The sequence below is a fragment of the Zoogloea sp. LCSB751 genome (assembly GCF_002028455.1).
Lineage (GTDB): Bacteria > Pseudomonadota > Gammaproteobacteria > Burkholderiales > Rhodocyclaceae > Zoogloea.
This window is the reverse complement of record NZ_MWUM01000025.1, coordinates 35,840-50,223: the sequence shown is the minus strand read 5'-3', so window position 1 is coordinate 50,223 and position 14,384 is coordinate 35,840. Positions and strand designations below refer to the sequence as shown.

Sequence of the window (14,384 nt, the reverse complement as noted above, 5' to 3'; positions counted from 1 at the left end):
TTCTCCCGGTCGGTAGTGACTACCTTCTTGTCGTTGTCCCAACAGGGTAACGCCCTCTTCTTGCGTGCACACCGCTACCCAGCTGGCTGCGGCAGGGACAGGCAGAACGTAGTGCCCCGCCGCGTACTCTTTTCGACCCACATCCGGCCACCATGGTTCTCGATGATGGTGCGGCAAATCGCCAGCCCGAGCCCGACACCGTCAGGCTTGGTGGTGACAAAGGGCGCAAAGGGATCGTCACGCACGGTATCGGCGAGGCCGCCTCCACTGTCGCTGACCGCCATTTCGACCATGCCGTCGGGCCCCAGGCGGGTCGCGACCTGCAATAGCCGCTCACCCTCGATCTCACTCATCGCGTCGATGGCGTTCTTTGCCAGATTGCTGAGCACCTGCTCCAGCTGCAGCTGGTCTCCCTGGACCTGGAGGGAAGGCTCGGCCAGCGCCAGCTGCCACTGCACCGCGTGGGCCCGCGCCTCGAACTCCATGAAACGGACCACGTCATTGATCACGTCGTTGATGGTGATGGGCGCCGTCAGCAGGCTGTCCCGGCGGACAAAACCGCGCACCCGGTGCACGATCTCCCCGGCCCGCAAAGCCTGTTCGGCAATCAGTTGCAGGGGCTCCCGGATGCCGTCGCCCGAGGCTCCCAGCTCATCCAGACGCCGCAAGGCCACGGCGCTGAAATTGCGTAATGCGGTGAGTGGCTGGTTGAGCTCGTGGGCCAGCGCCGAAGCCATTTCCCCCACGTGGATCAGGCGGGCCGCCCGGGCCAGTTCCTGTTGCTGGCGCATCTCGCGCTCCACGCTGAGATAGTGGTCATGCACGTCACGGACGGTGCCGATCATGCGCAAAGGCTTGCTATTGCGGTCCCGCTCCATGATCTTGCCGCGCAGGGCAACCCAGCGATACGCCCCCTCTTCGGTGCGCAGCCGGAACTCCACCTCGGTAATTGAGCGCACACCCACCAGATGTGCCGAAAAAGCAGCCACCGCACCGCGCACGTCGTCCGGATGCAGGCGTGCCGGCCAGATGTCATTACCGCGCAGGGGGCGGTCGGCAGGCAGGCCGATGATCGCCCGGAAGGTCTGGCTGACATTGATCACGCCGCTTTCCAGGGTCCAGTCCCACAGCGCATCGCCGTGGCCCTCAAGGGCAAACTGCCACAGCCTCTCGGAGGCCTGCAGGGCATCCATCAGGCTGTGTGCCTCATGAATGTCCCGATAGACGCCAACCATGCGGCCCGGCCGGCCCGATGCATCGCGGGCGACGACCCGCCCCCGCGATGCCACCCAGCGATACTCGCCGTTCTTGCAGAGCAGACGAAACTCGGCAGCGAAATCCGGGGATGCGCCCGACAGGCAAGCCGAGAGTCTGTGGTGAGCCTCCTCCCGGTCGTCGGGGTGCAGCAACTCCCCCCATTTCAGGCCAGTTGAATCCTCGCTCGAGTAGCCCAGCATTTCCCCCCACAACGGGCTGCGGTATATCTGTCCGCTGTGGAGGTTCCAATCCCAGACGCCCTCGCCGGCCACCTCGAGGGCCAGACGCCAGCGCTCCTCATCTTCGGCCAGGTCCGCCGATACGGCGCTCATTCCGCTCTCGCGCTTCACTCCCAGCCCCTTGCCTGCGTCACCCTCCGAATGGGGCGCACTCTGTCCGAATAAAGACGGACATGCGTCGGAAGGCAAGCCCTGCGGGCACCTTCGACGCCGGCAGCGGAACCACTACACGTTTGCGGGCGAATGAATTCGCCCCCACACGCCACGCCACCCTCAGCGCAAGCCACCGCCAGGCATCAGCCCCTTCATGGCGCGCATCATCTTCTGCATGCCGCCCTTGGAGAATTGCTTCATCATCTTCTGGGTCTGCTCGAACTGGCTGAGGAGGCGATTCACCTCCTGCACCGTCACGCCGGCCCCCGCCGCGATGCGGCGTTTGCGAGAGGCCTTGAGGAGCTCCGGCTTGGTACGCTCGATCGGCGTCATCGAGTTGATGATGCCCTCGATGCGTTTGATGGCCTTTTCCTCGACACCGCCCTGCAGCTGGCCGGCAGCCTGGGCGAACTGGGCCGGCAGCTTGTCCATCAGGCTCGACAGGCCACCCATATTCTTCATCTGCCCGAGCTGCTCCTTGAAGTCGTTGAGGTCGAAGCCCTTGCCGCTCTTCAGCTTCTGGGCGAAGGCCTTGGCCTTTTCCTCGTCGACGCCTCGCCGCGCATCCTCGACCAAAGACAGGATGTCGCCCATGCCGAGGATCCGGCTGGCCATCCGCTCGGGGTGAAACTCTTCCAGGCCAGCCAGCTTCTCGCCGACACCGGCGAACTTGAGAGGCTTGCCGGTGACATGGCGCACCGACAGGGCCGCACCGCCGCGGGCATCGCCATCGAGCTTGGTGAGCACGACGCCGGTCAGCGGCAGCGCGTCGTTGAAGGCGCGGGCGGTGTTGACCGCATCCTGGCCGAGCATCGCATCGACGACGAACAGGGTTTCGATCGGCTTGACTGCGGCGTGCAGGGCCTGGATCTCCTCCATCATCGCCTGGTCGATGGCGAGCCGGCCGGCGGTATCCACCAGCAGCACGTCGATGTAGTGGCGGCGCGCGTAATCCACCGCCGCCAGCGCGATGTCCACCGGCTTCTGGTCCGCAGTGGACGGGAAGAACTCGATACCGGCCTGTTGCGACACGGTTTCCAGCTGGGCGATGGCGGCCGGACGATAGACGTCGGTGGACACCGCCAGCACCTTTTTCTTCATCCGCTCGGTAAGCAGCTTGCCGAGCTTGCCGGTGGTGGTGGTCTTACCGGCGCCCTGCAGACCGGCCATCAGAATGATCGCCGGAGGCTGGGTGGCGAGATTGAGGCCAGCATGGGCGCCGCCCATCAGCTCGGTGAGCTCCCGGTGCACGACCCCGACCAGGGCCTGGCCCGGCGTCAGGGAGCTGAGGACTTCGGTACCGACGGCCTTTTCCTTGACCCGGGCGATGAAGTCCTTGACCACCGGCAGCGCCACGTCGGCTTCGAGCAGGGCCATGCGCACTTCGCGCAGGGCGTCCTGGATGTTGTCTTCGGTAAGGCGAGCCTGACCGCGCAGGGTCTTGACGACTTTGGCGAGTCGCGTTGTGAGGTTGTCCAGCATGATGGTTTGGAACCGAGGCCTTGGAGTAAACTTGAAGAATGCCCTCGATTCTACTTCATCTGCTCCCCGCCTCTCTGTATGCGCTGCTCGGCCTGCACTTCTGGCATAGCCGTTGGCATGCGCCCGCACAGACGCCCCATCATGGCCTGAGCCTGTGGGAGCGGATATCCTTGCTGGCCGCCCTGCTGGCTCACGGCATTTCCCTGCACCGCGCCTTCTTCTCGCCGGAAGGCCTGCATTTCGGCTTCAGCCTGGCGCTGTCGCTGATGCTGTGGCTGGCCATGCTGTTCTACTGGATCGAAAGTCTCTATGCCCGCCTCGAGGGCCTGCAGACCCTGGGCATGCCGGTTGCCGCGATATGCGCAGCCTTGCCGGCCATCCTGCCGGCACCTCATCTGCTGGAGAACACAGGATCGCCGCTGTTCCGTGCCCATTTCGTGGTCGCCATGCTGGCCTACAGCCTGTTCACGCTGGCTGCCCTCCACGCCATGCTGATGGCGGTAGCGGAACGCCGCCTGCATGGTGCCCGCCTGAGCCGTGCCTTCGCATCCCTGCCGCCGCTGTTGACGATGGAAACCCTGCTATTCCGGCTGATCAGCATTGCCTTCGTGCTGCTGACCCTGACCCTGGGCTCCGGCATCCTGTTCTCCGAGGCCCTGTTCGGCAAGGCTTTCCGCTTCGATCACAAGACCGTCTTCGCCATCGTATCGTGGGGCATTTTCGGTAGCCTGCTGGTCGGCCGGCAGGCCTGGGGCTGGCGCGGCAAGAAGGCCCTGCACTGGACTCTCGCCGGCTTCGTGGCGCTGATGCTGGCCTATGTGGGCAGCCGCTTCGTCGCCGACGTGCTGCTCGGCCGGCCGGCTTGACAAGCCGGCACCCGGACTGAATACTCTCCCGAACGTCATTTTTCCCACGCCTCGTGGACAGCATCCCCCTTTCCGCCCAGTCCGCCATCCTGGCCGCTCTGCTGGCCCTGTCCGGCTTTTTCTCGATGGCCGAAACGGCCATGATGGCCGCCAACCGCTACCGCCTGCGCTCAGCTGCCCAGCTCGGCTCCCGCGGCGCCCGGCTGGCGCTCGACCTGCTCGATCAGACCGACAAGCTGCTCGGCATCATCCTGCTCTTCAACAACCTAGTGAACGCGGCCGCGGCCACGCTGGTCAGCGTCATCACCATTCAGCTGTTCGGCAGCGAGGAATGGGTGCTCGGCGTCAGCACCCTGCTGGTGACCTTCCTGATCCTGGTGTTTTCCGAGATCACCCCCAAGGTGATCGGCGCCAACCATGCCAACCGACTCGCCTGTATCGTCAGCTACCCCCTCTCGGCCCTGCTGAAGGGGCTGTATTTCATCGTCTGGTTCATCAATCTTTTCGTCACCGGGCTGCTGCGCCTGCTGCGGCTGGCGAAACACGACAACAACGACGCCCACGCCTTGTCCACCGAAGAACTGCGAACCCTCGTCCTCGAATCCGGCGCCTTCATTCCCCCCAAGCACCGCAGCATCCTCCTCAACCTGTTCGAGCTGGAGGACATCACCGTCGAGGACGTGATGACCCCACGCAACCAGATCGAAGCGGTCAACATCGCCGAACCACTCGACGTCATCCAGCGCCATCTGGCCACCTGCTACCACACCCGCCTGCCGGTGTTCGACGGGGAAATGAACGCCGTCATCGGCGTGCTGCATGTGCGCCGGGTGCTGGGCCAGACGCTGGACCACCATCTGGAGGTCGCCGACATCCGCCAGATGCTGGCCAGACCCTACTTCATTCCCGCCAGCACCGCGATCTACTCACAGCTTCAGTTCTTCCAGGAAAATCGGGAGCGCCTCGGCCTCGTGGTGGACGAATACGGCGAACTGCTGGGCCTCGTGACCCTCGAGGACATCATTGAAGAGCTGATCGGCAAGTTCACGACCACCGCCCCGGATGCAGCCGAGAAACTGAGCTGGGGTGCCGATGGCAGCGTACTGACAGATGGCAGCCAGCACCTGCGCGATCTGAACCGCAAGCTCGGCCTGTCCCTGCCCCTGGACGGCCCCAAGACCCTCAACGGGCTGATCCTCGAGTGCCTGCAGGACATTCCCGAATCCGGTGTCTCGGTGAAGATCGCCAACGTTCCGATCGAAGTGGTGCAGGCCGAAGACCGTCGCATCAAAACCGCCCGTATATTCCGTCCACACAAACGCAAATAGCCACTCCCGGCGTGCAGGCTTTACAAGCCTTGCCCGCGGCGGCATGATCGCCGCACGCCTCCGGCCGCTCAACCTTATCGACGCTTCGGCATGTCTGCTAACCCCCAGGTCGCGCTGAGCGGCCTCGCCCGCGCCCTCATCCAGCATGGTCGCCTGCTCGAAGCAGAGGCGGTCGCCTGTTCGTCGCCGTCGGGCAACCCCAACGACTTCATCATCGCAGTCATCCAGCGCGGGCTGATGAGCGCGCTGGACATCGCCCGCTTTGCTGCCGAGACCTTCGGCTCGCCGGTCCTTGATCTCGCCGCGTTCGACGAATCCTTCATTGCAGCGGATGCCATCGACCGCAAGCTGATGAACAAGCACCAGGTCGTGGCCCTCGGGAGGCGCGGCAACCGGCTTGCCCTCGCGCTGTCCGACCCGTCCAACCTGCGCATCCTCGACGAGATCCGTTTCCAGACCGGGCTGGCGGTGGACCCGGTGGTGGTCGAAGCTCCAAAGCTCGTAGCGCTGGTGGAGAAGCTGTCGGAATCGGCGGCCGACACGATCAAGGAGCTCACCGGCGAAGACTTCGACATGGAGCTCCTCGGCCAGGAGGGGGCCGCCGAAACTCAACTGCAGCAACAGGACGACAACCCGTCGGAGGTGGACGACGCACCGGTCGTGCGCTTCATCCAGAAGCTGTTGATCGACGCCATCAACGAAGGGGCCTCGGACATCCACTTCGAGCCCTACGAAAAGTATTACCGGATCCGTTTCCGCACCGACGGCGTCCTCCGCGAGATCGCCCAGCCGCCGCTGGTGCTCAAGGAAAAGATCGCCGCCCGCATCAAGGTCATCTCCCGCCTCGACATCTCGGAGAAGCGCATCCCGCAGGATGGCCGGATGAAGCTGGTGCTGTCCAAGAACAAGGCCATCGATTTCCGGGTTTCGACGCTCCCGACGCTGTACGGCGAGAAGATCGTGATGCGGATCCTCGATCCGACCTCGGCCATGCTGGGTATCGAGGCCCTCGGCTACGAGCCGGAGCAACGGGATGCCCTGATGGCCGCGATCGAGCGCCCCTACGGCATGATCCTGGTCACCGGCCCGACCGGCAGCGGCAAGACGGTTTCGCTCTATACCTGCCTGAATATCCTCAACAAGCCCGGCGTGAACATCAGCACCGCCGAGGATCCGGCGGAAATCAACCTCCCGGGGGTCAACCAGGTCAATGTCAACGAAAAGGCCGGCCTCACCTTCGCCTTTGCCCTGCGCGCCTTCCTGCGCCAGGATCCGGACGTGATCATGGTGGGCGAAATCCGCGACCTCGAAACCGCCGAGATCTCGGTCAAGGCGGCCCAGACCGGCCACCTGGTGCTGTCCACACTGCACACCAACGACGCTCCCTCGACGCTGGAGCGCCTGAAGAACATGGGCGTGGCACCGTTCAACATCGCCTCCTCGGTCATCATGATCACCGCCCAGCGTCTGGCCCGGCGCCTGTGCACATGCAAGCAGCCGGTGGATATCCCGATCGAGGCCCTCATTTCGGCCGGCTTCGACGAGGCCGAACTGGATGGCAGCTGGCAGCCCTACGGTCCCAAGGGGTGTGAGCGCTGCAAGGGCAGCGGCTACAAGGGACGTCTTGGTATTTACCAGGTGATGCCGATTTCCGAGGAGATCGCACGTATAATCATGACAAACGGCAACTCGATGGATATCGCAGCCCAGGCCCAGATCGAAGGAGTCCGGGATCTGCGCCAGTCCGGCCTGCTGAAGGTCAAGCAGGGGGTCACTTCCCTGACCGAAGTCCTTGCCTGCACGAACGAGTGATCGCCTAGCGGAAAGCACCGATGGCCACAGCAACCAGCAAGAAACCCGCCCCCCGCGGCACAAACACCACCCGCGAACACCTCTTTCTCTGGGAAGGCAAGGACAAGAACGGCAAGATCATCCGCGGTGAAATGCGGGCGGCCACGGAAACCGTGGTCCAGACCATCCTGCGCCGCCAGGGCGTTCTCGCCCACAAGATCCGCAAGCAGTCCTTCTCCCGCGGCCGCAAGATCTCCGACAAGGACATCGCGCTGTTCACCCGGCAGTTGTCCACGATGATGCGTTCGGGCGTACCGCTGCTCCAGTCTTTCGACATCGCCATCAAGGGCTGTGGCAATCCGTCCCTGGGGCGCCTGCTCAACGACGTGCGCGCCAATGTTGAAACCGGCAGCAGCCTGTCCCAGGCGTTCCGGCGCCACCCCGAACATTTCGACGCCCTGTTCTGCAACCTCGTCGAGGCCGGCGAGCAGGCCGGCATCCTCGACTCCCTGCTCGATCGCCTGGCTTCCTACAAGGAAAAAATTCTTGCGATCAAGAGCAAGATCAAGTCCGCAATGTTCTACCCGATCGCCGTGGTGGTGGTTGCCGCCCTGGTTGTCACGGTGATGATGCTGTTCGTGGTGCCCGAGTTCAAGAAGGTGTTCGCGAGTTTTGGTGCCGATCTGCCAGCCCCGACCATGTTCGTGATCGCCATTTCGGACTTCTTCGTCCAATACTGGTACATTGGCTTCACGGCGGTCATTGGAACGATCGTGGGCATTGCCTACACGTATAAACGTTCGGTGCCGATGCAGATCGCCGTGGACAAGGCCGTGCTGCAGCTTCCAGTGATCGGTGACGTGGTGCGCAAGGCCACCATCGCCCGCTGGACGCGCACGCTGTCCACCATGTTTGCGGCCGGCGTCCCCCTCGTCGAAGCCCTCGACTCGGTCGGCGGCGCCTCCGGCAACGTGGTCTACAAGAACGCGACCAAGCAGATCCAGTCCGACGTGAGCACCGGTACCAGCCTGACCGTCGCCATGCAGAACTCCCTCGTCTTTCCGACCATGGTGGTGCAGATGGTGTCCATCGGCGAGGAATCCGGTCAGCTCGACGCCATGCTCAGCAAGGTGGCCGACTTCTTCGAACGTGAAGTGGACGATGCCGTGGCCGGCCTCAGTCAGTTGCTCGAACCCCTGATCATGGTCTTCCTCGGGGTGGTGATCGGCGGCCTGGTGGTGGCCATGTATCTTCCCATCTTCAAGCTCGGCGCCGTCGTCGGCTGAGTCGCTGCCTCCCGCAATATGGACATCCTGCAGGACAACTTAGTCTTCTCAGCACTGTGCACGCTGCTCGGCCTTTTCATGGGCAGCTTCCTGAACGTGGTCATCCATCGCCTGCCGATCATGATGGAGCAGGAATGGCAGGCCGAGGCGGCAGCCCTGCGCGGCGAGGAGCCCGGCAACGGCGGCGCCCAGCCGCGCTTCAACCTGGCGACACCGCGCTCGCGCTGTCCCCACTGCGGCCACCTGATCAGCGCCCTCGAGAACATCCCGGTCGTCAGCTACCTGCTGCTGCGCGGGCGCTGCCGGCACTGCAACGGGCGGATCAGTGTCCGCTACCCGCTCATCGAGGTGTTATGCGCCGGGCTTTCCTGGTTCACCGCCCACCACTTCGGGTTCGGCTTGGCCGGCTGGGGGGCTCTGGTCCTGGTATGGGCCCTGATCGCCCTGTGTTTCATCGACCTCGACACCCAGCTGCTGCCCGACAGCATCACCCTGCCTCTGCTGTGGCTGGGCCTGCTGCTCAACCTGTCGGACACCTATACGGATATTTCCAGCGCAGTGATCGGTGCATCGGCCGGCTACCTCATCCTGTGGTCGGTGTATTGGCTGTTCAAGCTCACCACTGGCAAGGAAGGCATGGGCTACGGCGACTTCAAGCTGCTCGCCGCCCTCGGCGCCTGGCTGGGCTGGCAGATTCTGCCGCTGACCATTCTGCTCTCCTCGGTGGTCGGGGCGGCGGTCGGCGTGGCGCTGATCATCCTGCGGCGCCATGGCCGGGAAGTCCCGATCCCCTTCGGTCCCTACCTGGCCGCCGCCGGATTACTGGCTCTGTACTGGGGAGGCCCCCTGACGCAGGCCTACCTCGGCATGCTGTGATGAGCACCTCCGGAGCTTGAAACCGGCTCCGCTGCCCCCAACTGGTGGACTGCGGGTCTGTTTCGCCCGATGTTGCGATGCGCTAAACTTCGCCCCATTGACCTCCCGGAGCTCGTCATGCCTATCTACGAGTACCGCTGCAGCAGCTGCGGCCACCAAAAAGACCATCTTCAAAAAATGAGCGACGCACCGCTCACCACCTGTCCGGCCTGTGGCGCGGAAACCTACGCCAAGCAGTTGTCGGCGGCCGGTTTTCAGCTCAAGGGCAGCGGCTGGTACGCCACCGACTTCAAGGGTGGCAGCGGCTCCAGCCCGAAGGCCGAGGCGTCCAAGTCCGACAGCCCGGCGCCAACGCCCTGCGGCGGCAGTTGCGCGTGCCACTGACAGCGATGCACGCGAACTGCACTGAATGAAAAAATACTTCGTCACCGGCCTGCTGATCTGGATCCCGGTCGTCATCACCTTCGTGGTGCTGGCCTGGATCGTCAACACCCTCGACCAGATCCTGCTGCTGGTCCCCGAAGCTTTGCGTCCCGAGGCCTTCCTGGGCTTCCACCTGCCCGGCATCGGCGTCATCGTCTCCCTGCTGCTGATCCTCGTCACCGGCCTGGCCGCCGCCAATTTCGTCGGCCAGCGCCTGGTGCGCTTCTGGGAAGGCGCCCTGTCGCGCATCCCGGTCGTCAAGTCGATCTACTACAGCGTCAAACAGGTCTCGGACACCTTGCTGTCCAGCAATGGCCAGGCCTTCCGCAAGGCGCTGCTGATCCAGTACCCGCGCGAAGGGATGTGGACCATAGGCTTCCAGACCGGCGCACCGGGTGGCGACGCGGCCCATCACCTGGGGCCCGACTTCGTCAGCGTGTATGTGCCGACGACGCCCAACCCGACCTCCGGCTTTTTCCTGATGCTGCCCCGCAAGGACGCGATCGAGCTGGACATGAGCGTCGATGAGGCCCTCAAGTACATCATCTCGATGGGTGTTGTGGCGCCCCCTGCGCACCGTACGCCAGGCCCGCAGCCCGCACCTGCCCTTCTGAATCAATAAACGCGGTTGCCTCCCAACCGCGTTCCGCTTTCTCCAGGAATACTGATCCCACCATGCGAACTCAATATTGCGGCCTTGTATCCGCTGCCTACCTCGACCAAATCGTTACCCTCAGTGGCTGGGTCCACCGCCGCCGTGACCATGGCGGCGTGATCTTCATCGATCTGCGCGACCGGGAAGGTCTCGTGCAGGTCGTGTGCGATCCGGACCGCGCCGAGACGTTCCAGGTGGCCGAATCGGTTCGCAACGAGTTCGTTCTGCAGATCACCGGCAAGGTCCGCCGCCGTCCGGCCGGCACCGAGAACACCGGCCTGGTGTCCGGTGAGATCGAGGTCCTGTGCCATGAGATCGAGATCCTCAACACCTCGGCCACGCCCCCGTTCCAGCTCGACGAGGAAAACCTCTCCGAGACCACGCGCTTGACCCACCGGGTCATCGACCTGCGCCGGCCGCAGATGCAGAAGAACATGATCCTGCGCTACCGCACGGCCATGGCCTTCCGCCGCTTCCTCGACGCCCAGGGCTTCATCGACATCGAAACCCCGATGCTCACCAAGAGCACCCCGGAAGGCGCCCGCGACTACCTGGTGCCGTCCCGCGTGCACGATGGTCAGTTCTTCGCGCTGCCCCAGTCCCCGCAGCTCTTCAAGCAGCTGCTGATGGTGGCCGGTTACGACCGCTACTACCAGATCGTCAAGTGTTTCCGCGACGAAGACCTGCGCGCCGACCGCCAGCCCGAATTCACCCAGATCGATATCGAAACCTCCTTCCTGACCGAAGCCGAGATCACGGCACTGACGGAAGAGATGATCCGCACGATCTTCAAGGAAGTGCTGTCGGTCGAGCTGCCCAACCCCTTCCCGCGCATGACTTACGCGGAAGCCATGGACCGTTTCGGCTCCGACAAGCCTGACCTGCGCGTGACCCTCGAACTGACCGACGTCACCGACGTGGTCAAGGATGTGGCCTTCAAGGTCTTCTCCGGCCCGGCCAACTCCGGCGGCCGTGTCGCGGCGATCCGCGTACCGGGCGGTGCCAGCCTCTCGCGCGGCGAGATCGACGAGTACACCAAGTTCGTCGGCATCTATGGCGCCAAGGGCCTGGCCTACATCAAGGTCAATGACGTTACCCAGCCGAACGAAACCGGCCTGCAGTCGCCGATCGTCAAGAACCTCAACGAAACCGCACTGCGCACCATCCTCGAGCGCACCGGCGCCCAGTCCGGCGACCTGATCTTCTTTGGCGCCGACAAGACCAAGGTGGTCAACGATGCGCTCGGCGCCCTGCGCACCAAGCTCGGCCACGAAAAGGGCTACGTCAATGGCAAGGCCTGGGAGCCCCTGTGGGTTGTGGACTTCCCGATGTTCGAGTACGACGAGGACGACAAGCGCTGGACCGCCTGCCACCACCCCTTCACCAGCCCGAAGGACGAGCACCTCGAGCTGCTGACCAGCGATCCCGGCAAGTGCCTGGCCAAGGCCTACGACCTGGCCCTCAACGGTTGGGAAATCGGTGGCGGCTCGGTGCGTATCCACCGTGCCGACGTGCAGGAAAAGGTCTTCTCCGCCCTCAACATCGGGCCGGAAGAACAGCAGGCCAAGTTCGGCTTCCTGCTCGATGCCCTCAAGTACGGTGCGCCCCCGCACGGCGGCCTGGCCTTCGGCCTCGACCGCATCGTCACGATGATGACCGGCGCCGAGTCGATCCGCGACGTGATCGCCTTCCCGAAGACCCAGCGTGCCCAGTGCCTGCTCACCAACGCCCCGTCGCCGGTGGACGAGAAGCAACTGCGCGAACTGCACATCCGTCTGCGCAACAAGACACCCGAGGCACCAGCGGCCTGAGCGACAAGGTAGATTGCATCAAAGGGCGAACGGCCGCACAGGCTGTTCGCCCTTTTTCTAGGTGTGCCGACAACACTGTTCCGCCAGGCGTCATTCGTGGCCGTACCACTCTCAAGAATGACGCTGCGCGGCCGTAGCTCTATCCGTACCCGATATCCGCCCCAGCAGCCGTGATCGACCTCGACAACATCTCCGCCCTCGTCGTTGAAGCCAATCCGAGCATGCGGACCCAGCTCCGCAACATGCTCAACATGAGTGGCATCAACAAGGTGCAGTTCGCCGTCACAGCAGGGGTTGCCGTACGCAAGCTGCGGGAATCGCGCTTCGACCTGATCCTGTGCGAGTACCACCTGGGCGACGGCCAGGACGGACAGCATCTGCTGGAAGACCTGCGCCACCACCACATCATTCCGCTGACCACCCTGTTCCTGATGGTCACCGGCGAACGCCAGTACGAACGGGTCATCAGCGCCGCCGAGCTGGCCCCCAACGATTACATCCTCAAGCCCTTCGCCGCCGACACTCTGCACGACCGCATCGAGCGTGCGCTGGAAAAGCGCAACGCCTTCATGCCCGTCTATCGGCTGATTGAACTGGGCAACGCGCCGGACGCCATTGCCGCCTGTGTCACCGGCGAGGAAAGCCACCCCCAGTGGGCCATCGATTTCATCCGCCTGCGTGCCGAGCTCCAGCTCGCCAGTGGTAACGGCGAGGAAGCCTTTGCGCTGTACGACAAGATCCTGGCCAACCGAAGCATCCCATGGGCCAAGCTGGGCCTGGCCAAGGCACTGCATATGCAGCGCCGTTACGGAGAGGCCGAGGAGATCCTGCAAAGCCTGGTTGCTGAAAACGACATGTTCCTGGATGCCTACGACTGGCTCTCACGCACCCGTGAGGCCGCCGGAGAACTTCAGGGCGCCCGTAACGTGCTGGCCACGGCAACCAGTCTGTCGCCCCACCGGGTGGGCCGCCTGCGCCGCCTCGGTGAGTTGGCCATCGAGACCGGCGATCACGATACCGCCGAGAAAGTGCTCAGCGAGGTCGTACGCAAGGGCAAATACTCCGACTTCCGCGATCCGGAAGACCACGTCCGGCTCATTCAAGCCCAGCTCGGCAAGGGCGACACGGCCCAGGCCGAAGCCACCATCCGCGATCTCGATCGCTCCATGCTGGGGCTCGACAAGACCCGCAGCTGTTCGTCCCTGTCGAGTGCCCTGGTGCACCTTAAAAAAGGCGACACAGCCAAGGCTGGCGAGGCCATCAAGGCCCTCGCCAGCGAGGGCACTGCCGCCGGCACCAACCTGTCACTGAGCCTCAAGAAGGAACTCGCCCGGGCCTGTTTTGCCAGCAAGATGGAAGAGCACGGTACCGAAGTGATACTCGACCTGATGCGCAACGCCACCGACGACCGGGCCCTGGAAAGCACCAAACGCATCCTCCGCGAAGCCGGTCGGAGCGAGTTGTGCGAACAGCTGCTGTCGCGCACCCAGGGTGAAGTCAAGGATCTGGTGGCCGAAGGCGCCCGCAAGGCCCAGGGCGGCGATTACGAAGGCGCGGTGCAGTTCATGCTGAGCGCCGTCCGCAAGATGCCGACCAATATCCACGTGCTGTTCAACGCAACCCTGGCGCTGCTCAAATACGTGGAAAACTGCGGCTGGAACGAACGCTTCGCGGAGCAGGCCCGCAACCTCATGGAGCGTGCCCGCCAGATCGACCCGGGCAATTCCCGCCTGCCAGCACTGACCACCTACTATTACAACCTGTTGAAGAAGTACGGCATCCGCCCCTCCTCCTGAATCGCCGCTGCTACACTGGCAGCGTCGTCCGTGACTCCGGCCTGCCATGCCCACACTCTTCCGTCTTCTTGTCGCCCTTCTACTGTGTGTCGCCGGTGCCGTCCAGGCCCGCGACATGCCCGACTGGCTGCGCCGCGAACCGGCCCCGGTCAGCGCCCATGCCCTGCCTCCGGAAGCCCGTGACACCCTGGCACTGATCCGCCAGGGCGGCCCTTATCCCTACCGGCGCGACGGCGTCACCTTCCAGAACCGGGAAGGCCGCCTGCCGGATGCGCAGAACGGTTTCTACCGGGAATACACCGTCACCACCCCGGGCTCCCGCGACCGCGGCGCCCGGCGCATCATCAGCGGCGGTCGCCCCCCCAACGTGTTCTACTACACCGACGATCATTACCGCAGCTTCCGGCGGATTCAGGACTGA

12 protein-coding genes are annotated in these 14,384 nt (G+C 64.0%); 10 read left to right on the top strand and 2 right to left on the bottom strand.

The window, feature by feature from the left end; translation table 11 throughout:
• Nucleotides 1-74 precede the first annotated feature (74 nt).
• Nucleotides 75-1,589: a PAS domain-containing protein gene (locus B4920_RS21105; protein WP_079436662.1), complete on the bottom strand. Its 1,515-nt coding sequence runs from the start codon at nucleotides 1,587-1,589 to the stop codon at nucleotides 75-77.
• Nucleotides 1,590-1,769: 180 nt separating this feature from the next.
• Nucleotides 1,770-3,131: a signal recognition particle protein gene (ffh, locus tag B4920_RS21100; protein ID WP_079436661.1), complete on the bottom strand. Its 1,362-nt coding sequence runs from the start codon at nucleotides 3,129-3,131 to the stop codon at nucleotides 1,770-1,772.
• Between the two features lie 38 nt (nucleotides 3,132-3,169).
• On the opposite strand from ffh, the gene B4920_RS21095 reads away from it, so the two are divergent.
• From B4920_RS21095 to B4920_RS21050, 10 genes are all read left to right on the top strand, one after another.
• A complete protein-coding gene (locus B4920_RS21095) occupies nucleotides 3,170-3,997 on the top strand; it encodes an inner membrane protein YpjD (RefSeq protein WP_079436660.1) in 828 nt (275 codons plus the stop codon).
• A gap of 53 nt (nucleotides 3,998-4,050) precedes the next feature.
• The gene (locus tag B4920_RS21090) at nucleotides 4,051-5,325 is read left to right on the top strand and encodes an HlyC/CorC family transporter (protein ID WP_079436659.1); all 1,275 of its coding nucleotides are present in this window, start codon (nucleotides 4,051-4,053) and stop codon (nucleotides 5,323-5,325) included.
• Between the two features lie 90 nt (nucleotides 5,326-5,415).
• Entirely contained in the window at nucleotides 5,416-7,137 is a 1,722-nt protein-coding gene (pilB, locus tag B4920_RS21085; protein WP_079436658.1) for a type IV-A pilus assembly ATPase PilB, read from the top strand.
• Between the two features lie 20 nt (nucleotides 7,138-7,157).
• Nucleotides 7,158-8,402 carry a type II secretion system F family protein gene (locus B4920_RS21080; RefSeq protein ID WP_079436657.1) on the top strand — a complete coding sequence of 415 codons (1,245 nt, stop codon included), beginning with the start codon at nucleotides 7,158-7,160 and terminating at the stop codon, nucleotides 8,400-8,402.
• A gap of 18 nt (nucleotides 8,403-8,420) precedes the next feature.
• Nucleotides 8,421-9,278: an A24 family peptidase gene (locus tag B4920_RS21075; RefSeq protein WP_079436656.1), complete on the top strand. Its 858-nt coding sequence runs from the start codon at nucleotides 8,421-8,423 to the stop codon at nucleotides 9,276-9,278.
• A 117-nt stretch (nucleotides 9,279-9,395) separates the two neighbouring features.
• Nucleotides 9,396-9,662 carry an FmdB family zinc ribbon protein gene (locus tag B4920_RS21070; RefSeq protein WP_079436655.1) on the top strand — a complete coding sequence of 89 codons (267 nt, stop codon included), beginning with the start codon at nucleotides 9,396-9,398 and terminating at the stop codon, nucleotides 9,660-9,662.
• Nucleotides 9,663-9,687: 25 nt separating this feature from the next.
• The gene (locus B4920_RS21065; RefSeq protein ID WP_079436654.1) at nucleotides 9,688-10,323 is read left to right on the top strand and encodes a DUF502 domain-containing protein; all 636 of its coding nucleotides are present in this window, start codon (nucleotides 9,688-9,690) and stop codon (nucleotides 10,321-10,323) included.
• A 53-nt stretch (nucleotides 10,324-10,376) separates the two neighbouring features.
• Nucleotides 10,377-12,167: an aspartate--tRNA ligase gene (gene aspS, locus B4920_RS21060; RefSeq protein ID WP_079436653.1), complete on the top strand. Its 1,791-nt coding sequence runs from the start codon at nucleotides 10,377-10,379 to the stop codon at nucleotides 12,165-12,167.
• Between the two features lie 170 nt (nucleotides 12,168-12,337).
• Nucleotides 12,338-13,963 (top strand): tetratricopeptide repeat-containing response regulator, encoded by a 1,626-nt coding sequence (locus B4920_RS21055; protein WP_079436652.1) that lies wholly within the window; start codon nucleotides 12,338-12,340, stop codon nucleotides 13,961-13,963.
• A 115-nt stretch (nucleotides 13,964-14,078) separates the two neighbouring features.
• Complete coding sequence (locus B4920_RS21050) at nucleotides 14,079-14,384, top strand: ribonuclease domain-containing protein (RefSeq protein WP_254051010.1); 306 nt, start codon at nucleotides 14,079-14,081, stop codon at nucleotides 14,382-14,384.